Consider the following 21,137-nt stretch of genomic DNA (forward strand, 5'->3'; position numbering starts at 1 on the left):
AAACCATAATATAATCATGAAAACTATAAATGTTCCCACCCGCGACCAGGTAAGTGCCGAATCGCAGGTTATGTTTGATACTTTCACAAAACGTGTTGGCAAAGTGCCTAATTTATACGCCACCATGGGCTACTCTGCTCCTGCTCTTAAAATGTTCATGGATATGGAAGATGACATGGGTAAAAGCGTATTTACCCCTAAAGAAAGAGAAGCTATTGCTCTTATTGTATCCGAAATAAATGGCTGCGCCTACTGTTTAGCCGGACATAGCATGTTAGCCATAAAACGCGGTTTCACTAAGGAGCAAACCCTTGATATCAGAAGAGGCCATACCGATGATGACAAGTTGAACGCCATTGTTGGCTTAGCCAAGTCAATTGTTGAAAATAAAGGTAAAGCCGATGAAACCTCACTAAATGACTTCTATGCTGCAGGCTTTGACGAAGCTGCTTTAATGGATCTCATCGCCTTTATTACCATACGCGTTTATACTAACTATGTATTCGCCAACACCGAAATCCCTGTAGATTTTCCTGCCGCCGATCCTATTAACTAAAACATTCCAACCACATGAAAACTACCGAAGAAGTAAAAGAGCAATTGGCCAATAAGTTTTTGACCGGCTTAAAGAATCGCGATTGGGAACTCATGCGCTCAGCCCTTACCAATGATGTTACCTGGACACTGCCTGGAACAAGCTTATTATCTGGGCCGGCAGTTGGTGCCGATGCTGTAATAAAACGAGCCAATCAATTACGTGATTTTGGGGTAATGGTTCAGCTTAACCATATTTTGTACGGATTGGACAGCGTGGCGTTGTCGCTCCATAACACCGCCAGCCGCGGCGATCTGATCCTGGATGAATACGTAGCCATAGTTTGTGATATTACTGATGAAAAGATCAGCCGGATAACCACTCATTTGAGCGATGTGGAAGGCATCAACAAGTTTTTTATTGAAGGGGTGATTTAACCCGTTTAACATACAACAAGAAAATCGTCATTATCGGGAAACGAGGTAGTGGCGATTTTTTTTATAACAGTTCTAATAAGCTATTAAACTTGATGGTTATTATTTACAGATAAAATAACCTTCATTGCCGTTGGTTTTAACCAACTGAATAATGAATAGTGACAAGGGGGCTTCAGCCCAAAACCGCTTGCATAATTGGGCTAAAGCCGGGACATTTCAGCTTCCTAACCGTTGGTTAAAACCAACAGCAATGAATATTTCCTATTTTTTATAAAGTTTCTGAGTTAACTTTGAGCCAAATCCCTGCGGTATATATGAAATATTTGAGCATCGTTTTACTTATCTTCTTCGCCGGTCAGCGCAGTTTCGCGCAAAGCCACAAAGAACAGGTCGCCTCTTTCAGACAAAATTATAAAGATGATTTTTTGAAAGATCCGCGTTCGCCGCTGAAACAGGAAGATCTGCAATATTTAAGATTTTATGATGCCGATAGTACCTACCAGGTTACCGCCAAAGCGGAGCTACTAACTAATCAATCGCCCTTTATAATACCGGCATTTGATGGTACAGCTAAACAATATGTACGTTACGCTTTACTTTCCTTCACCCTGAAAGGTAAACCCATACAGTTAACCATTTACAAAAGTATAGCGCTTTCGCAAAATCCGGCATTCAGCAATTACCTGTTTTTGCCCTTCACCGATGCTACCAATGGTACAACAACCTATGGCGGTGGCCGCTACATTGATCTCACTACACGCGACATTAAAAACGGCTCAATAGTCATCGACTTCAACAAGGCCTATAATCCTTATTGCGCGTTTGCAAGCGGCTATTCATGCCCTAAACCACCCGACGAAAATAAGATTGACCTCGCAATCGAGGCTGGAGAGAAGAGTTTTGGGAAGGGGCATTAATGGCAATTTTTCTTTTTTGCTATTGACATGATAGTCAATCATATCGGAATTAAATAGAAACATCTTCTCCTTCGTAAAGTCTTTAGGCCGGTTTTAAAGCGGCCGCTCTTATCAGATAATGCGTTTATACAACTTTATCCTATGCTAATTCCCCGTAGGGGATACCAGTTTGTAGTACCCCATAATAATAATTTTTTTGCCTCGTAGAGGCTACCCGCTCCGCATTGATTATAAGCATCGCTTACGGCGCAAAAACGGCGGTTATGTTTTTCTACAAACAGGTAGCGCCTACGGCGCATATTAGCGTGATGCCTATGCTACAATAAAAAGGAATAGATCAATTCAGTTTATTTTTTCAAAAACTATTCTATTAATAACAGGCCTAAAACATTCCTAAATCGTTTTCTGATAACCGATTTAAAATTAAGTTAACATTGGCGGCATAACTTTGGCCGGAAATGCTCACGGAAAGTTCGCCCGATAAAACGTTATTACTGCAAATTAAAGAAGACAATAGCCTTGCCTTCGACTTGTTGTTTGAACGCTATTGGGAAAAATTGTACCAGGCGGCAAATGCCCGGCTTAATGATGATGCCATTGCGCAGGATATAGTACAGGAGATTTTCATCAAATTATGGCAGCGGCGTAAAGTACTGGAAGTACAGCTATCGCTTGAATACTATTTACTGAGTGCCGTACGATTAAGTGTAATGGGACATTTCCGTTCCCAAAAAACAAATGATATCCGGATGCAGGATGCCCTGAGACGCGTCACCTATCTGGAAGATTCGATAGAAAGCCATACCGACTACCTCGAACTTGAAAGAACCCTGGAACACGCCGTTAACAGCATGCCCGAAATGCTGCAAAAAGTTTATCAGTTGCGCAGTGAAAACCTATCTGTAAAAGCAATAGCAGGTCAGCTCGGTCTCGCCGAGCAAACCGTAAAAAACTATATTTCAGAAGTTTTAAGGCGATTAAGGCAGACCATCATCGAAAAACATCCCGAAAAGCATGTTACCTATATAGCTGTTTTAGCGGCACTACTTCACAAATAATTAATATAAACTTAACTGGAATTAAAAGTACCTCCGGGCCTTTTTAGCGACTATAAGCTGAAAACACCTGCGAATGGATATATATAAATTCAGAAAACAGTTACGCCGTTACCTTAAAGGTACTGCCAACGAAACCGAAAACGCTATTGTTGAGGCCTGGTATAAATCATACCAAAACGAAAGCAACCAGCAATTACCTCAGGAAGAAAGCGAACGGATAAAAAACAATATCCATGCGGGCATTAAAGCGGCCATAGCTCAGCAACGCAACCGTTCGTGGTATGTCTACCGCATAGCAGCAAGTGTATTGCTTGTATCCGGTTTATCGTTAGCTGCATATTTTGTTATCCGTAATAAACAGCCGCAAAACCAAACATTTACCACCATTCAAACCCATGCGGGCGAAGTAAGGCAGATTACGCTGCCCGATAGCTCGGTGATCTGGGTAAATGCAGCAAGCCGCATCCGGGTACCAGCTTCTTTCAACGATACACTACGTCAGGTATATCTTGACGAGGGTGAAGCTTTTTTTAAAGTGAAGCATGACGAAACCAAACCCTTCCGCGTAAATGCCACTGTTTTAAAAGTGCAAGTGTTGGGTACATCCTTTAACATCAGTGCCTACAAACAAATGCCGTTTATCAAGGTGGCAGTAGCCACGGGCAAGGTTTCGGTAAGCCGTGGAGATAAAACCCTATCAGTATTAACGCCGGGACAGCAATTAACTTATTTACCTGCTAAAGATACCTACAGTAATGAGCAGGTTAACATTGAAAACAGCCAGAGCTGGAAAGACGGCAACACCAGCCTTAACCAGGCAGGTTTTGACGAGTTGGCGCTTGTTTATAAAAACCTGTTTAATATTAATCTTCATGCAGGTAACACGCGGGCAAAAGGTTATCGCTTTACCATCCGCATAAAGCAAAATATACCGCCTGATGAAACGCTGAAAGCCATCAGCCAGTTACATAATACGCATTTCAGAAAGGAGGGCCATGAGGTAACCCTCTATTAACAAAAAAACCGGCTCCGTTACAGCGGCGCCGGCCTTAATTAATTTAAGCGGGCACAGGGTTTCCCTCCCTTACCTGCTAATGCTAAGCAACATTTTCACTCATTACAAAGCCATCAAAAATATGAATTTCTATACACAGTTATGGAGGCAGTTTATGCGCATTACATTTTTACTAATTTCAATATCAGTTACTATAGGCCTGGTATCCGTGCAGGCCGGGGAGCTTAAGGCACAGGCCCTGGGTACGCCCGTTGATATCTCTTTCGGAAAGGAAGACCTGTCATCGGCAATCAAAAAACTGGAGAAAAAAACCAATGTATCCTTTGCCTATGACGAGGACTACCTTAAGCTTAATGATAAATATACCAGTCCGGTAAAATTTACCAATCAGCCGTTGCAGGATATTTTAACCGTAATTTTTAAAAACCAGGGTATCGGGTTTAAAGAACAGGCAGGCAACATCACCCTGTTTAAACAAGCCTCGGGAAAATTAACCGGTAAAATAACTGATGATCATGGCGAAGCCCTGCCCGGCGCGACAGTAAGGGTAGCAGGCACTAACCTTGGAGATATCAGTAACTCACTGGGTATGTACAACATCGCTATTCCAGAGGGCACTTATACCATTGAAGTAACTTTTATAGGCTATAACAAGCTCGAATCAAAAAATGTGACCATAACCGGCAACCAAACCTCGGTTTTAAACCTGAGCATGACCGGCGGCAGTATGCTTAAAGAAGTAGTGGTGAGTTACGGTAAGCAGCGCGCCCGCGAAATTTCAGGCTCCATTAGCCAGGTTGATGCAAGCCAGTTGCAGGATATGCCGGTGATGCAATTCGCACAGCAATTGCAGGGCAAAGCTGCCGGTGTACAAATAGCGCAAAGCAGTGGGCAACCGGGTCGGGGTGTCGAATTCCGTATCCGTGGCGCGGCATCGTTTTATGCCAGCAACCAGCCGTTATTTGTTATCGACGGGATCCCGGTTACAGGCAGTATCAATAACATCAACCCGTCCGAAATTGAGAGCTACAGTATTTTAAAGGATGCATCGGCTACGGCGCTATATGGTTCGCGCGCGGCAAACGGCGTAGTGCTTATTACCACCAAACACGCCAAACCCGGCGAATCAAAAATTGAGTTTAACTCAAGCTATGGCATCCAGAAAATCCCCGGCAACAGGGTACCTAAAATGATGGATGCTCATGGCTTTGCCCAATACATGAACGAAAAATTTGCCGATTCGCGCAAATATGAACCGGGCTTCACTACTGCTACCCCAGCCGATTACCTGGATCCCAATCAGTACGGCAAAGGTACCGATTGGTTTAAACTGTTAACCCGCACGGCGCCTATTCAAAACTATGACCTGACTATCCAAACCGCGCGCGAAAAATCAACATCTACGGTTATCGCCGGTTACCAGGAACAGCAGGGTGTTTTGATCAATACAGGCACCAAACTGTTTTCGTTACGTATTAACCAGGACCTTACTTTATCAAACAACAAGCTAAAAATAGGCTTCAGCGTAGCGCCCAGCTATCGTCTGGATCATAACAACCGTTTAACAACCGACGGTGTTGGTGGTCTTTTTGAAAGGATCTTTGAAGCCAGCCCGCTGAAATCACCTTATAATGCCGATGGCACCTATAACCGCGATACCTACTCGCCGGGCATGGTGGCATACATTAATCCGCTGGCCCAGTTTAAGCTTACTAACGATGATTATAAAACTACCCGCATACTGGCCAACGCCTATTTAAACTATGAGTTTTTAAAAGGCCTGAGCCTGAAAACCAATGTGGCTGTTGATAAAGGCAGCGAGTCGCGCCAGTATTTCCAGTCGGGTGTAGTGGCTTCAAACATTGGCCAGGCCACAGGCTTAAGCAGCTATGCAGATAACGGTTCATACACCGCCGAAACCAATTTAGATTACCACAAAAGTTTTGGCGATCATAATCTGGAGGTATTAGCAGGTTATTCGGCACAAAAATATAGCGGCACCAATAACTCAATTACCGGTTTAGGCTTCCCAAGTGATGATATCCCTTATATTTCGGCGGCAACAAGCATTTCGGCTTTTGGCGGCGGTTACAGTGCATACTCCTTGCTATCGGGCATTGCACGTGTAAACTATAACTACAAGGGCAAATACCTGTTGCAGGGCGCAGTACGCCGCGATGGCTCTTCCCGCTTTGGTGAAAATCAAAAATATGGTTCATTCCCATCGGTATCAGCCGGCTGGGTTATCAGCGACGAAAAGTTCATGAACAGGTTTACGTTCATTGATCTTTTAAAACTACGCGCCAGCTATGGTGTTACCGGTAACAACTTTTTTGGCAATTACGACGCGCTTGCAACAACCGCTAAATACTATTACGCTTTTGCCGGAGCCTTAGCTGCCGGGCAAACCATCAACCGCCTGCAAAACGATGAGTTAAGATGGGAGCGCAACAAACAATTTGATATTGGTTTTGACCTGTCCCTATTTAATAACAGGCTTAACATTACCTACGATTATTACCACAAGATCTCCGATGGTTTGATCATGCAACGCCCTATCCCTAAGGCATCCGGTTTTACCAGCATATTAGATAACGTTGGCGTGCTCGAGCTATGGGGGCACGAGTTTTCGGTAAACTTAACTAACCTTACCGGCAAATTTAAATGGAACACCAGCTTTAATATTTCGTTCGACAGGAATATAATTAAAGATCTGGTTAGTCCAGGATATATTCGTCGCAACAATACCGTTTCGTCCGATTATTTCCGTCAGCAGGAAGGTCATCATTTGGGCGAATTCTATGGTTTTGTTTTCCTGGGATTGTATAAAGATGCTAACGACCTGGCAAATTCTGCCCAATATGGTAAAGCATCTGATGTGGGCACTATCAAAGTTAAAGACATTAATGGCGATGGTGTTATTGACGATGTTAACGACCGTACCTTCATTGGCGATCCTACCCCTACGTTTACAGGTGGCATCACCAACAACTTCAGCTACAAAAACTTTGATCTGAATATCAGTATGGCCTTTTCGGTTGGCGGACAGATCCTGAATGCTGCCAAATGGGCTTATCAAACCAATCTTGATGGTTCGAGGGTGATGCTGGCTGCCGCTGCAGATCGCTGGCGCTCTCCTGAAGATCCGGGCTCAGGCATTTATCCGCGTACAAAAACCGGCACTACCGCTATGGGCCGCCAGGTTAACTCGCAATGGGTAGAAAACGGATCATACCTAACTGCCAAAAACATTTCCCTTGGCTATCGTATCAACATGCCAGAGAAGTCGATGATCAGGAATATCAGGGTTTACGGTTCGGTACAGCAGGCCTTTGTTATTACAGGTTACAGCGGTATGAACCCAGAGATAAACTTTGCCGGTCTTGACCCTACACTGGGCATAGGTGTTGACGAAAACGCTTACCCTATACCAAGAACATTCTCGTTAGGCCTTTCGGCAACATTCAAATAGTTTGATCCCCATAAATTAAAATCAACATGAAAAAGATATATATCCTGATTGCCTTGCTTGCCGTTACAGCAACTGCCTGTAAAAAAAATTATATCGATCTTAATCCCGAGGATTCCTATACCGGGGCCAACTTTTACATCACCGCCGATCAGTTTAAACAAGCCGTAATAGCTGCTTACGCTCCGCTGCGCGATGTTTTGGTGAATGACTATTTCACCTCCGAAATGCGGTCGGACAATACCATCTATCAGCCCTACCCAAGTAACCGGGGCACCGCGTATATCTATCGCGAAAATATATCCGACTTTACCAATACTTCAACCAACGATTACGCGAATGCCGTTTGGCAGCACTGCTATACCGGCATATCGCGCACTAACATCGTTATTGAAAGGTTAGCGGCTTCAACTACTATTGATGCAGCTACAAAAGCTCCTATCGATGGTCAAGCTAAGTTTTTACGTGCCTGGTATTACTTTAAACTGGTAAGGCTTTATGGAGGTGTGCCGTTATTTTTGAAGGAAGTTAAAAAAGCCGACGACGCGTTTTTAGGCCGTTCAACTGCCGACGAGGTTTATAACCAGATCATAGCTGATGCCAAAGATGCTATCAGCGAACTTGCTGCGCCTGCCAAATTCCCGCAAACGGGTGAGGCCACAAAAGGCTCTGCTACGATGTTGCTGGCAGATGTTTACACAACCCAAAAGAAATGGGCCGATGCCGAAACCCTGCTTACCACACTTGCCGGTATGGGTTACGGTCTTAACGCCGACTATGCAAACGCGTTTGTACCTACCAACAAAAACAGCAAGGAATCGTTGTTTGAGATCCAGTACTTAGAAGGTCTCGATGCAACTTCAACACCTAACGTGATTTCGTTTTACTTTTTGCCGCGCAGCACCAATACATCCATTATCACAGTTACGGCTGTGAATAACAGCAGCACCGGCGGTTGGAACACCCCAACCCAGGATTTGATTAACGCCTACGAACCGGGCGATAAACGCCTTGACGCCTCTATCGGCATTGTTGAGGGCGCTTATAACGCCAGCGACCTGTTTGTTTACTCGGCTAAAAAAAGTGTGATTGGTTATGTGCCTGCCGCCGGTAAAATTGGAGTACCATACATTAAAAAGTATGAACATGGCCTAAATTTCAACACCGGCTCAAATGATAATTTCCCGATATACCGTTATGCCGATGCTTTGCTGTTGTTGGCCGAAGCTAAAAACGAACAAGGCAAATCACCTTTAACCGAATTAAACACTGTACGCGCTCGCGCAGGTTTAGCCGCTACAACCGCTACCGATCAGGCTTCTCTTTGTGATGTAATTTTACACGAACGCCGGGTTGAGTTAGCCTTTGAAAACCACCGCTGGCATGACCTTACCCGCTCAGGTAAAGCTATTGAGGTGATGAACGCGTTTGGCGCTAAATTAAAGCAACAGGTTTCATACCTTTCGCCAGATGCTTATACCGTAACCGCCAATAAATTACTGTTCCCGATACCGCAACCCGAGGTTGATCTTAACCCGGGAAAGATGGTGCAAAACCCTGGTTATTAATCAATAATCATTTCAATTCCATGTAGAGATGCATAATTGCGTCTCCCGTATGCAAATCAAGCAGCTAAAAACCTGACAAAGCGGGAGACGCAATTATGCGTATCTACAATTATTATTCTCTTAGAAAATCATTTATGAAGATATTTTTTAAAACCCTGCTTTTTATTTTGGCAGGTACGTGCACCGTGTGGGCGCAAAAGCCTAAATACGTGGTCATGATCAGCATTGACGGCTTCAGGCCCGAGTTTTATAAAGACCCAAGCTGGGGCGCTATTAACCTAATGGAAATTGCTGCCAATGGTGTTTATGCCGATGGTGTACGCGGCGATATGCCAACCGTTACTTACCCATCGCATACCACCATTATTACCGGCAAATATCCGGCAAAACACGGCGTGTTTTACAATACGCCTTTTGAAACCGCCGATCAGATAGGTGAATTAGGCTATACCGATGCCCGCCGTATAAAAACCGAAACACTCTGGGAAGCCGCTCATAAAAAAGGGTTGACAACAGCTTCGGTACTTTGGCCGGTATCTGTACATGCTCCTGTTGATTATAACATGCCCGATGCGGCGCGTGATACTAAACTCCCCGATCCGCTAAGCCCGTTTCGTAAGTATGCTACACCGGCGGGCTTGTTTGAAGAACTGGAACAAAACGCCACCGGCAAATTGTACAACCGTGATCTGGATGGCCACTTAAGTACCGATGATAACCTGGCGCGCATGGCCTCGTATCTTATCGAAAAACATAAACCTAATTTAATAACCGTTCACCTGGTTTGCGTTGACCATTATGCCCATGCAGAAGGACGTATGGGGCCAACCGTTCGCAAAGCCGTTGCTAATATCGACCGTAACATAGGCAGCATTATTGAAGCTACCGAACGCGCGGGCATTAAAGATAGTACCGCTTTCCTTATCGTGGGCGATCATGGTTTCGTGAACATCCACACACAGCTTGCCCCTAACGTGTGGCTGGCAGGCGCCGGGCTGGTTGGCAAAAACCTGCAAAACGGCGACTGGAAAGCCCAGTTTTTTCAACAGGGCGGAACAACTTTTCTGTACGTAAAAAACAACGACCAAAAAGTGCTGAAACAGGTGCGAACGCTTCTTGAGCAAGCTCCTGCACCTCAAAGAAAACTTTTCAGAATAATTGAACGCAAACAATTGGATGAATTAGGTGCCGATCCGCAAGTATCGCTTGCATTAGCAGCTATTCCGGGGGTATCATTTAACAATGCTACGGATGGGAACTCATTACGCAGCGGCAGCGGTGGTACTCACGGCCACTTCCCCGATTTTAAAGAAATAGAAACCGGATTTTTAGCTTTTGGCGCAGGCATCAATAATCAAAAGATCATTCACCAGATGGGACTGGAAGATATAGCCCCAATGGTTGCTTCTTTGCTTGATCTGCAGCTTACAGATATTGATGGGGTACTTTACCCGGGGATATTGAAACAGGTGAAAAAATAGATACCAATTACAACGTCATTGCTGTAAGGTACGAAGCAATCCTCACCACCCCGTCATTGCGAGGCACGAAGCAATCGCGAACTGTACAGGGGATTTGCATAACCGCTCTGCCAATCGGGGATTGCTTCGTGCCTCGCAATGATGGTGTGGTGGAGGGATTTGATTTCCGCTTTTACTACGCTCCCTTTTTAAGTTTCGCTTTATCGCTGTAAGTTAACTCCACAGCAGGGTTTTGGCTGTAAGCTTCCCAAAGCGTGTCAAGGTTTTTCCCGGTTAAGGTTACCCATGATTGATCATTGTATTGATGGGCACGCAACAGTACATCCAGATCCGCAATTAAGCCCGGTTTAACATTTTTTTCGAGCCAAACAAAAAAGCGGGCGGTGATGCGGTAACTGTTGGTATAACTTTGCTTGCTGTTAAAAGCAGGTAAATACCATTTTGACCCCACGTTATCAACGCCATACTTATACCTTACGTAATCGGCAATACCTTCCGTTAACCAAACCGGCCCGGCGCTGTAACCGTAGCCCTGTACAAGGTGCATGGTTTCATGTGTTACCACGTCAATATCGGTTGGATGGGCTTTAAGGTATTTGGTGCTGAAAAGGATGCGGTTGCCACTGGCCTCTGCTACGCCACCATAAGCAGTATCGGTTACAAACACCACGCTTTTGGTTGTTTTTTTATTGAAGGTTTTGATCAATACCGGAAAAATCTCAAAATAAGTATCGATGAGACTTTGCTGTACAGCCGGATCAATGTGTTGATTTTTGTTGATGAAAACCAACTGAAAACCTTTCTTTTTAATGGTATCTGCCGACACCCAGTTTTTTGCCAGCGCTGCTTCCATAGCTTTCTCCAATTTCTTTTCAGATAGATCTTTAACTACAGCCGTACTGATCTCCATTTTTCCGTCTCCGGCAGTAATTGCAGGACTATCGGAAAAAGTAACTGATAGATGCTTTTTGGTGTGATAGCTATTGGCCCGGGCAAAGTCGGGGTAAATTTTGTAGAAAGCTTTTGTAAGCTTTTCTTTCGATTTTGCATCTAAAACACTGCTATCAGCGGGCAGGTTTAAATGATATTCTTGCAAGTCTTTTTCTTTCTCCTTGTCCTGCGCGAAGCAGGTGCCTGCAGCGCATAAAAGAGCAAGGAATAATAGTTTTTTCCTGATCATTTTTAAGTTTTGTATTAGTAAGTAACACCCGGAAAATCTGTACGGGCCTTTTCAAGCTGTTTAACCCAATCGTTTCCGTGCTCATCTTTATCACCGAAGGCACTCAATGCAAGCTGCTTCAGATCCGCACCAGCAGCGCCGCTCCAGAAATGGATAAACTCGCCCATATTTAAATCCCGTGAGTATTCGGGGTAGCTTTGTTTTCCGTTGTTAAAATTTTGCTTAGGGAAATATTTGGCAAGCAGCACAAAGAAATTGTTTAAGGCTTTGGTTTGCCCGTGTTGGGTATAAATGGGATAAAACCAATCTTTGAACCAGTGGGTACCCGCCCGTGGAAAATCATCGGTAGTAGTCAGCTTCATATTTTTCCAGCGTGCGGCATCATCATCACGACCAAGGCCAAGGTAAACATCGTACTGGTAAATTTCCATCCACTTGCTGTCATGCCAGATACCAAAAGCAGGCGAACCGTGTACTCCTTTTGCGGCACCTTCAACAATGTGACCGATTTCGTGGGTTGAAAGGTCGATATCGTTACCCACCCCCGATGTCCAGGCATTGGGATCGGATGAACCACAATCGGTTACGTTGTGATAATCATGACTGTCGTCCATATAGGTTGAGGGGTGACCACCGGAATATTTACCGGCATGAAACACCGCATATAGGCGAGAGTCCGCGCCAAAGTTTCCGTAAGTTTTTTTTGTATAGTTCCAGGCCTGCGCCATATAAGTTTTAGGCCAGATAACAGATGATTTCACATCGGCATCATAATATACTACAACACTGGTATCATAATATACCCGGTTAAGTGTTTGCGCATGTTCAAACCAGTGCTCTTTCCAGGTGGCAGCAGGCGCCGGAACATCGGCATTAACAACAGGCTGCTTGGTATGCGTGGTTGTTTTCTGACTGCAACCGGTTACCGCTACACCCAGCAGGCACATTAAATAAACTGTTTTTTTCATTTTGGCAGATTTCTAAAAAAGCCCCGCTTAACGCGGGGCCTGATTCAATAATATCAATAAAAAACCGGATTACCAGCCTGGGTTTTGAACCATGTTATTATTTTTCAATACCTCGTTATAAGGAATCGGGAACAGATAATCTCTTTCTTTCCTGAAAACACGGGTCTCTAACAGCGTTTTATTATAAAAGCCATTATCGCTTTTGCTCATATCCATACCGTAGAAATTACCGGCATCGGTATTTTCGGCAATTTTCCACCTGCGGGTATCAAAGTAACGGGTATTCTCAAAGGCCAACTCGATGCGGCGTTCGCTGCGGATAGCATCTTTCATGGCCGCTTGTCCTGATGGTACGGCAATTGCACCTGTACCACTACCGTACTGAGGCACACCTGCACGTTTACGGATCAGGTTCAGGTATTTTACGATATCAGCATTTGACGGATCCGATTCATTCAGCGCCTCAACGTAATCAAGGTAAATATGGGCTAAACGTAATAATAACGCACCACGACCATTGCCATTATTGGCAACGTTTTTACGTACTACGTAACCAGTTGGCGATACGTCGGAAGTACTTTGTGATCTGCCTGAGTTACCATTATAGAAAAAATTAGTCACAATCTCGCTGCCGTTTTGCTGGTTCAACCAAAGGCTGTTATTGTAAGTAATACCTACATAAAAGCGTGGCTCGCGATTTACCCAAGCGTTGTAAGTGCTTCTTAATTTAGTATCAAAAGGAGCTTTAAAATCAGAAAAGCCTGTTGCTACATAACCTGATTGAGGATCGTTTATCGGCAGGCCGTTGGCCATTAAATAAGCATCAACCATGGTTTGTGTTGCGCCTAACGCGCCTGCGCCCTGGTAACCTGAATCAGTATAAGGGGCTCCCACATGTTTAGGCGTACGGTCATACTGCGAGTAGTTACCACTTCTTGACCGGGCAAAGATCCATTCTTTATTCCAATCGGTGGTCATTACATTACGACATGATTTATACGCCGCCATAAACGGATCAGCATCAGTTTCGGTATAAAGATCATAGGTACCAGGCACAAACTCGCTGATAAAATCCTTAGCTGCGGTAGCTACGGCAGCCCATTTAGCCACATCATAGGTTTGGCTTATCAGCTGGGTACCATCGGCATTTTTTAACGAAGCGAAATCGGTATTACCATTATACAACGCACTTGCTTTTAACAACAATGCCTCCACCTTGTAAGCTTTGCAAATACCTTTGGTAATACGTCCAAGTTCCTGCTCGGCAGTTGTAACGGGCACATCCTGGTATGCGGCGTCAAGTTCCGATACTACAAAATCAATGCCCTGGTCAAAAGTAGCTCTCGGCAGGCGCAAATCTGATACCGGGGCGTTAATGTCCAGTATTTTATCGCCAATAAGGGGCACCGGCCCGTAGGTACGCAATAAAAAGAAATAATATAAAGCGCGTAAACCACGTGCTTCGGCTTTATATACTTTTTTATCAGAAGCCTGGATTTCCTTCGAATTGGCGTTATCAATATTCTGCATAAAGAACGTTGCATTCCTTATGGCTTTGTAATAGTTATTCCAATAAAAACCAACATCAGCATCCGTCTTTTTCCAGGTGCTGCTGTTCATGTTGTTACTATAGTTAAAATCCCAGTTGTATTTTGCCTCGTCAGAAGAAGCAGTCCACGGGCCAGAATTATCAGTACCGTTATAACGTTGCGATAACTCATTGGGTAATGAGTGGTAAACATTAGCCAAAAAGCTTTCGGTATTGGTTCTTGAAGCAAAGATCTTATCAACCGTTATCACGTCATCCGGCACCTGGTTAAGATACTTTTTACATGAGCCCATGCTTAACATAAGCAAACCCAAACCTATATATTTAATTTTTTTCATCTCTGTAATTCCGTTTTTAATTAAAAATTAGCTTGTACGCCAAGTGTTGCAGTTCTTACGTTTGGATAAGCCGTACCATTGGTGGTGTTAAGTTCCGGATCCCATAATTTGAAAGGGCTCCAGTACAACAGGTTAAAGCCTTGCAGATAAATCCTTGCGTTTTTAAGGCCGATGCTCTTCAATGTGCCTTTAGGCAGATTATAGCCAAAATCGGCAGTTTTTAAACGTATAAAGCTGATATCCTTAACCCACCAGGTTGATGCTGCCGAGTTATTTTTGTTGGTGCTGTTACCGTAAGCCAAACGAGGATAAAACGCGTTAGGATTTGGGTTTTCAGGTGTCCAGCGGTCTTCTGCTACCGCGAATAAGTTACTACGCTCGGGGCCTGTACTATTGTTAAACGGAATAATACCATCGCCATTCAGCAGCCTGTCAGCACCGGCAACACCCTGGAAGAATAAACCAAAGTAGAAGTGTTTGTATTGAAGGTTAAAGCCCAAACCATAGGTAGTTGTAGGGACATCGCCGTTGCCAATGCGGGTACGGTCGTTTTCATCAATTTTGCCGTCGCCGTTGAGGTCTTTGTACTTGATATCGCCGGGACGAACAGTACCAAAGTAGTTTGACTGGTTAGGAGCGCTATCAATTTCCTGCTGATTTTGGAAAAGGCCTGTAGCCACGTAACCAAACGTTGAAAGATAGTTTACTCCCCTGGTATTCATATATGCATAAGGCTGGATTGGACTATCATCCTCAATCACCTTATCGCGGTTGTAAGTAAAGGTACCTCGCACATCAAGGGTAAAGGCACCTATTTTAGTTGGGTTAAGCTGAACGGTAGCATCAATACCTTTGTTGGTTATGATACCAAAGTTACCCAGCGGGTTGCTGTTAAGGCCTACAATTGCAGGTAACGATCCCCTTTGCAGGAATACGCCGCTCCTGCGCTCGTGGAATAAATCTACAGTTACTGATAAAGCCGATTTAAGCGCGTAGAACTCGATACCAAGATCTTGTTTGTGCGAACGTGCCCATTGTACATCGGTACCGTAGCTGGTAATATAGGTACCCCCTATTTGATGACTTGCACCGCCATCGCCAAAGGTGTACCCGTTGTCGTTATCGCCTGTTTTAACAAGGGTAAGGTAACCAAAACGACGACCGCCATTACCACCATCACCCACAACACCATCCGAGTAACGAATTTTGAAATAGTCAAATACCTGCTTAATTGGTTCATAAAACTTTTCGTTTGATAAAACCCAGCCCACACCAAATGACGGGAAGAAACCGAATTTTTTGCTTGGCGCGAAGTTTTCAGAACCGTTGTAACCAAAGTTAACCTCGCCAAAATATTTGTCGCGGTATGAGTACGTTGTACGGCCTACCAAACCCTGGTTGCGGTATGGTAATGACGAGGTAACATCATCAGCAAACTGCTGGGTAATTTCACGCTGGTTAAAAAGCGCTAATGCTGTAATGTGGTGATCTTTACTGAAGGTATGATCGTAGTTGATTGATGCCTCGGTGTAAAACTGGCGGTTACCATCGTTATAACGGCGATATGATAAGTTATCAGATCCATCGCTCCTGATGATGTTCAAATTGATATCACCATTATCATCGTAAGGGTCGGCACGGTTAATTAAATACAGGTTACGGTTGCGGTACCTGCTGATGCCATGCGAGTTGTTAACGTCGAAAGAGTATAAAGCCGAAATTGAAAGGCCGGGAGTTAAAAACTTCAAATCCTGGGTAAGCCTCGCGTTGGTATAGATCTGGTTACTGAACAGGTTGGTATAACCTCTTTGAGTAGCAAGGTCCCATGGGTTTTCCTGCGCGCCCTGGTTACTTACACCTGGCACAAGATTACCCGGGTAAATTTTAGGGTACAGTACCGGGTTGGTTTGCATTACCGCGCTAAAAATATCCTGAACGCTTTGATAAGGGTGATCAAGGTTAACCGCCGGATAATTGGTGTTGGAGATATTACCTTGTACACCAAGGTCAAATTTGGTAGTGCTTGTCCAGTTGGTAGTTACGTTTGATGTAAAGTTGTAACGTTTAAAGCTGGTGCTTGCATCATAGCTCTGTGACGGATCTGTTTTCAGCAAACTTTGCTCATCATAATAAGCACCCGAAATATAATATGTTGAGTTATCGGTGCCACCACGCGCGCTGAAATTGGCTCTCCTGTTATACGCGGTTTTACCATATAACTCTTTCATCCAATCCACATTAGGATACAGGTAAGGATCCTCGTTTTTAATAGTTGAGTTGATATAGTTATTGCTATACTCCTTGCTTTGGCCGCTGGCTAAACGCGCCTCGTTCCGGAGCATCATGTAAGTTACACCGTCTGTTAGCTCTGGACGCTTGGTAAATGAGGTGATACCTTCATTGTAATTGAACATCAGGTTAGGTTTACCTGCACCACCTTTTTTAGTATTTACGATAATTACACCGTTTGCACCGGCAACACCGTAAACCGCTGTGGCCGAAGCATCTTTCAAAACGGTGAATGATGAAATATCCTCGGCATCCAGGTTATCAATGTCCCTGCCCTGAACACCATCAATAACGATAAGCGGTGCCGCGCTGTTTTGTGAGTTAAAGGTGGAGATACCACGAATCCAGAGATCGGCGCCGTTTTGACCCGGAAGACCAGAACGCTGTACGCCAACCAGACCGCTGATACGGCCGGCCAGTGTGGCGCTCAGGTTAGCAACCGGCTGCTTGATATCTTCCAGGTTAACCGTTGATTGCGCGCCTACTACACTGATCTTTTTCTGCTGACCGTAGCCTACAATAGCAACCTCATTTAAGCTGTTAGCTGCTGCCTGCAGAGTGATATTAAAATTGATCTCATCCTTAACGGCAAAGGTAAAAGTCCTGAAACCGATAAAGCTAACGGCTATTGAATCGCCGCGGCTGGCCTGGATACTGAAGCGGCCTTTATCATTAGTAACTGAGCCTGTTTTAGTTTTAAGGTTACGTACAGTTACACCGGGCAGTGTTATGTTAAATTCATCCTTAACCGTACCGGTTACAGGTATTGCCTGGTGGGTTTCCTGCGCCCGTACGTTCATAACAAAGGCCATGCACACCAAAGCGATATACATAAGTTTGTTATTCTTTAAGCTTGCAAGAAATACTTTTAAGAGTCGATTTTTTGACATAGTTTCTTATTTGATGATTGAAAAGTATTTTGATTGATTATGGGCCGGTACCTACAAAGGCACATTGGTTACCCGCCACTCGGCTAACTGGAACAATGCACTCCCACCGTTAGCTGTTATGCCAAGCTTGTAGTAAGTGTATGTTTTGGTGTTGTCAAACGCATAGTTTTTGGTTAGACCGCGGGAAGCGAAGGTTTGATTGGTTTGCGTATCCAGATCCGTCCAGGCAGCGCCATCATTGGAGCCTGAAAGTGTCCAGCTTTTGGGGTCACGTTCCGGAGCATCATTAGCCGAGGTAAGGGTATAGCTGGTGATGTGCTGCGGCTGTTTGAATTTAAGCTGGATAAAAAAAGTAGGCTTGTAAGTAAAGATCAGGAATTTAGTATCGAGCAGGCCGTCGGTTACCCTTATTGACCCTTCGGTTGCCGAAGGCCCTCCTGTATTTTCAATATTTACAGAAAGTGCGCCCTGGGCAGTTACATCTTCCGGATCGGGAGGTAATAAGGCGTAAGTACGCTGCTTTTCCTTTTTGCAACCCGAACAAAAAACAAGGGCTAAGCAAAGCATTGCCAATGCCCGCCTGGTTAGTTTTAAAACATTCATAGATTGATTGATTGTAGGTTAGAAATTTGAAACATATATATTATTAATTAATAAGCTGTTATAAAAAATACTTATCATAAAATAAAGACAATAAAAATCCCTATTCGCTTTTGGCAAAGTATTTTTTGGTTATTCTTTATGGTTAAAGAATAAATACTCCAGAGGAAAGAAAAGAAGGTCGGTTGCGACCTAAGCTATTGTAAAAATATGCCATGGCGATGCCTTATCAGTAATTTTTCCTGATGATAAAGGGCATAATATTACAATAGAAATTTGCGTGAAAATTAAAACAGATACCTGTATTTCAAAATTGCTTTCATTGGGTGACGATGGTTAAGTTTAGTGATGAAAACAGTTGCTATTTTAATATGCGATTGATAAAACGATTTATCAACTATAAAAAATGAGTGATATGCAACACATTCTTCATCAACAGTAAAACTAATAAAATAATAACACTAATAAAACGTTTTATCAAATTTTTTTTAATAAATCATTTAAATAAAACGACATTAACAACCATAATCAGCGCGAACGTCCCGGCAACAAAGCTCATAGCCAACAACTTTGAATAATAAGTAAAGGGTTCTGTGGTATCAAATTCAATTCTAAGTCCTGATTATTCATTTCGGAGAGGAATATTGAGTATTTTGCCTAACGGCCGCTATACGGTTTTAGTCGTTATAATCACCGTCGAAATAATATCATGGAAAATTCAAATAGCATTTGGTACGTAACTATCATACTAAGCGCAGTAGCAGGCTTTTGCGATACCGTTACGTTTGTTGCCGCCGGTTCTATATTTTCAGCACATGTTACAGGCAATTTTATTGTGTTCGCTTACCAGATCATAAATGGTACCAATCCACGGGCATGGATCAAATTACTGTCTTTCCCTTTTTTTGTCGCCGCGGTAATAACAGGCGGACAAATAGGGTCTGAACCGGGCAAAAGGTATAGGCTGTTATTTATTGAAGGGGTCCTGCTCCTGGTAAGCGGAATTTTCGCCTTATTTGTAAAATTCTATTCCTTCGCCGAATGGGGCATACACCTTACAGCAATGATGACAGTATTTGCCATGGGGCTTCAAAATGCATTTGGTAAACTTTATGCCAAAGAAACCTATGGCCCTACAACTATGATGACCGGAAATGTTACCCAGGCCTCGCTTGATCTTGGAAGCCTGTTATTCTCTTCATTTAAAAATATAGCCAGTGCTGAAAGTATAAAAAAACAAGGTATCACCATAACGGGGTTCTTAACCGGTTGTTTGATTGGCGCGCTTCTGGCAAAGAATTTTGGACTTTACGTGCTTATCGCCCCGGGATTATTATTGGTTATATGTTATTTAAGTACAGCACGGCAAGCAGGAAGTAATTTGCAATAAATTACTTCGTTTGATCTTTCATTAATGAACCCCATTGGCGTCATCTGTGAAAGAAATGAAATATGTACAGTGCGTGTACTCCGGCAATCAAAACGCAAAACATTACTGGTAACGACACTGTTACAACTAAAGCAAGCCCTAACAGTTAAATTTGAGTACAGCCTTCATCAATTATGACCCAAATCAATAAAGAAGACATCAAACAGGAAGTGTTTGACCTGTATGATGATTACGCGCATAACCGCCTTGACAGGCGTGCCTTTATGCAAAAACTATCTATTTATGCGGTAGGTGGCTTAACAGTGCCCTCGCTCATGAGTTTCCTGATGCCCGATTATCAAACAACTGCGCAGGTTAAACCGGACGATCCCCGCTTAAAGTCAGGCTATATCAATTATCCTTCGCCTAAAGGAGGCGGAACCATTAAAGGATTATTATCCGAGCCTGCCGATGCAAAGCAAAAACTTGGGGGTATTATAGTAGTTCACGAAAACCGGGGGCTTAACCCTTATATTGAAGATACAGCGCGAATAGCTGCCCTTGCAGGGTTTATCACCCTTGCGCCCGACGCGCTTTCGCCCCTTGGTGGCTACCCCGGTAATGACGACGAAGGCCGTACCATGCAGGCCAAACGGGATAAAGGCCAAATGGAAGAAGATTTTATAGCCGCGTACGAATATCTTAAAAACCATAAGGACTGTAACGGCAAGGTAGGCGTTGTAGGCTTTTGCTATGGCGGAGGCATTGCCAATATGATGGCCGTTCGCATCCCCGATCTGGCAGCAGCTGTTCCGTTTTACGGAAGCCAGCCCGCCGCTGAAGATGTTCCTAAAATTAAAGCGCCGTTGTTATTGCATTACGCGGCGCTGGATACCCGCATCACCGAAGGCTGGCCTGCATATGAAAAAGCGTTAAAAGAAAACGGCAAAAAATACCAGGCTTTTATTTATGAAAATGCCAATCACGGTTTTCATAATAACACTACTCCCCGCTATGACAAAGCTGCGGCAGAGTTAGCCTGGAAACGTACCATCGATTTTTTTAAAGAAAATTTAAGCTAATAAAAATGGCCGGATATCCGGCCATTTTTATTGTTCGATAAAATGAAAGATTCCCTATTCTTTTGGGGCTTCTTCTTCTTTGTCTTCCTCTTCCCGTTCAACGGTTATAGTACATTCTGTAACCAATGCGGCCAGGGTACCCACGGCGGCAAATACAGGTGCCAGTATCATCCCAAAAAGGCCTACACTAAGCGGAAAGGTCATTAACTCTTTACCTTCTTTATTCGAAATGGTAATCCTGCTGGCTTTACCTTCGGCAATTATTTCTTTTATCTTTCCCAATAACGCCTCGCCGTTAATTGAGAATGTTTCTTTTGTGCTCATGTTTTTGATAAGTTTATAATTTAGATGAGCATATTATTACGTTGTTACAGGTTTTGCCAAATATGACA

16 protein-coding genes are annotated in these 21,137 nt (G+C 43.8%); 10 read left to right on the plus strand and 6 right to left on the minus strand.

The genetic code is table 11. The features are described 5' to 3' along the window. Positions 1 to 16: 16 nt before the first annotated feature. From DUL71_RS16185 to DUL71_RS16220, 8 genes are all read left to right on the plus strand, one after another. Positions 17 to 556 carry a carboxymuconolactone decarboxylase family protein gene (locus DUL71_RS16185; protein WP_114939067.1) on the plus strand — a complete coding sequence of 180 codons (540 nt, stop codon included), beginning with the start codon at positions 17 to 19 and terminating at the stop codon, positions 554 to 556. Positions 557 to 570: 14 nt separating this feature from the next. Next, complete coding sequence (locus tag DUL71_RS16190) at positions 571 to 972, plus strand: nuclear transport factor 2 family protein (RefSeq protein ID WP_208645571.1); 402 nt, start codon at positions 571 to 573, stop codon at positions 970 to 972. Between the two features lie 314 nt (positions 973 to 1,286). Then, positions 1,287 to 1,889, plus strand: a complete 603-nt coding sequence (locus tag DUL71_RS16195) for a DUF1684 domain-containing protein (RefSeq protein WP_114939068.1) — start codon at positions 1,287 to 1,289, stop codon at positions 1,887 to 1,889. A gap of 458 nt (positions 1,890 to 2,347) precedes the next feature. Continuing rightward, positions 2,348 to 2,947: an RNA polymerase sigma factor gene (locus tag DUL71_RS16200; RefSeq protein ID WP_114939069.1), complete on the plus strand. Its 600-nt coding sequence runs from the start codon at positions 2,348 to 2,350 to the stop codon at positions 2,945 to 2,947. Positions 2,948 to 3,020: 73 nt separating this feature from the next. Beyond that, positions 3,021 to 3,962, plus strand: a complete 942-nt coding sequence (locus DUL71_RS16205) for a FecR family protein (RefSeq protein ID WP_114939070.1) — start codon at positions 3,021 to 3,023, stop codon at positions 3,960 to 3,962. Positions 3,963 to 4,083: 121 nt separating this feature from the next. Continuing rightward, positions 4,084 to 7,434 carry a SusC/RagA family TonB-linked outer membrane protein gene (locus tag DUL71_RS16210; protein ID WP_244228775.1) on the plus strand — a complete coding sequence of 1,117 codons (3,351 nt, stop codon included), beginning with the start codon at positions 4,084 to 4,086 and terminating at the stop codon, positions 7,432 to 7,434. 26 nt (positions 7,435 to 7,460) lie between these two features. Next, the gene (locus DUL71_RS16215) at positions 7,461 to 8,999 is read left to right on the plus strand and encodes a RagB/SusD family nutrient uptake outer membrane protein (RefSeq protein ID WP_114939071.1); all 1,539 of its coding nucleotides are present in this window, start codon (positions 7,461 to 7,463) and stop codon (positions 8,997 to 8,999) included. A gap of 134 nt (positions 9,000 to 9,133) precedes the next feature. Beyond that, positions 9,134 to 10,480, plus strand: coding sequence for an alkaline phosphatase family protein (locus DUL71_RS16220; RefSeq protein WP_114939072.1), 1,347 nt, complete (start codon positions 9,134 to 9,136; stop codon positions 10,478 to 10,480). A gap of 175 nt (positions 10,481 to 10,655) precedes the next feature. Here the strand turns inward: DUL71_RS16220 and DUL71_RS16225 are convergent, their stop codons facing one another. The 5 genes from DUL71_RS16225 to DUL71_RS16245 form a co-directional block, all read right to left on the minus strand. Next, positions 10,656 to 11,660 (minus strand): basic secretory protein-like protein, encoded by a 1,005-nt coding sequence (locus tag DUL71_RS16225; protein WP_114939073.1) that lies wholly within the window; start codon positions 11,658 to 11,660, stop codon positions 10,656 to 10,658. Between the two features lie 14 nt (positions 11,661 to 11,674). Then, positions 11,675 to 12,628 carry a hypothetical protein gene (locus DUL71_RS16230; protein WP_114939074.1) on the minus strand — a complete coding sequence of 318 codons (954 nt, stop codon included), beginning with the start codon at positions 12,626 to 12,628 and terminating at the stop codon, positions 11,675 to 11,677. A gap of 69 nt (positions 12,629 to 12,697) precedes the next feature. Further along, positions 12,698 to 14,515, minus strand: a complete 1,818-nt coding sequence (locus DUL71_RS16235; RefSeq protein WP_114939075.1) for a RagB/SusD family nutrient uptake outer membrane protein — start codon at positions 14,513 to 14,515, stop codon at positions 12,698 to 12,700. A gap of 20 nt (positions 14,516 to 14,535) precedes the next feature. Continuing rightward, entirely contained in the window at positions 14,536 to 17,694 is a 3,159-nt protein-coding gene (locus DUL71_RS16240; protein ID WP_244228776.1) for a SusC/RagA family TonB-linked outer membrane protein, read from the minus strand. A 51-nt stretch (positions 17,695 to 17,745) separates the two neighbouring features. Further along, positions 17,746 to 18,297 carry a discoidin domain-containing protein gene (locus DUL71_RS16245; protein WP_114939077.1) on the minus strand — a complete coding sequence of 184 codons (552 nt, stop codon included), beginning with the start codon at positions 18,295 to 18,297 and terminating at the stop codon, positions 17,746 to 17,748. A 706-nt stretch (positions 18,298 to 19,003) separates the two neighbouring features. On the opposite strand from DUL71_RS16245, the gene DUL71_RS16250 reads away from it, so the two are divergent. Then, the gene (locus DUL71_RS16250; RefSeq protein WP_114939078.1) at positions 19,004 to 19,684 is read left to right on the plus strand and encodes a YoaK family protein; all 681 of its coding nucleotides are present in this window, start codon (positions 19,004 to 19,006) and stop codon (positions 19,682 to 19,684) included. Positions 19,685 to 19,857: 173 nt separating this feature from the next. Further along, a complete protein-coding gene (locus DUL71_RS16255) occupies positions 19,858 to 20,745 on the plus strand; it encodes a dienelactone hydrolase family protein (RefSeq protein WP_114939079.1) in 888 nt (295 codons plus the stop codon). A gap of 54 nt (positions 20,746 to 20,799) precedes the next feature. On the opposite strand, the gene DUL71_RS16260 is transcribed toward DUL71_RS16255, so the two are convergent. Beyond that, positions 20,800 to 21,069 (minus strand): DUF4342 domain-containing protein, encoded by a 270-nt coding sequence (locus DUL71_RS16260; protein WP_114939080.1) that lies wholly within the window; start codon positions 21,067 to 21,069, stop codon positions 20,800 to 20,802. Positions 21,070 to 21,137 lie beyond the last annotated feature (68 nt).

Origin of the sequence: Mucilaginibacter endophyticus (genome assembly GCF_003351025.1) — a bacterium.
In the GTDB taxonomy this organism is placed as follows: Bacteria; Bacteroidota; Bacteroidia; order Sphingobacteriales; family Sphingobacteriaceae; genus Mucilaginibacter; species Mucilaginibacter endophyticus.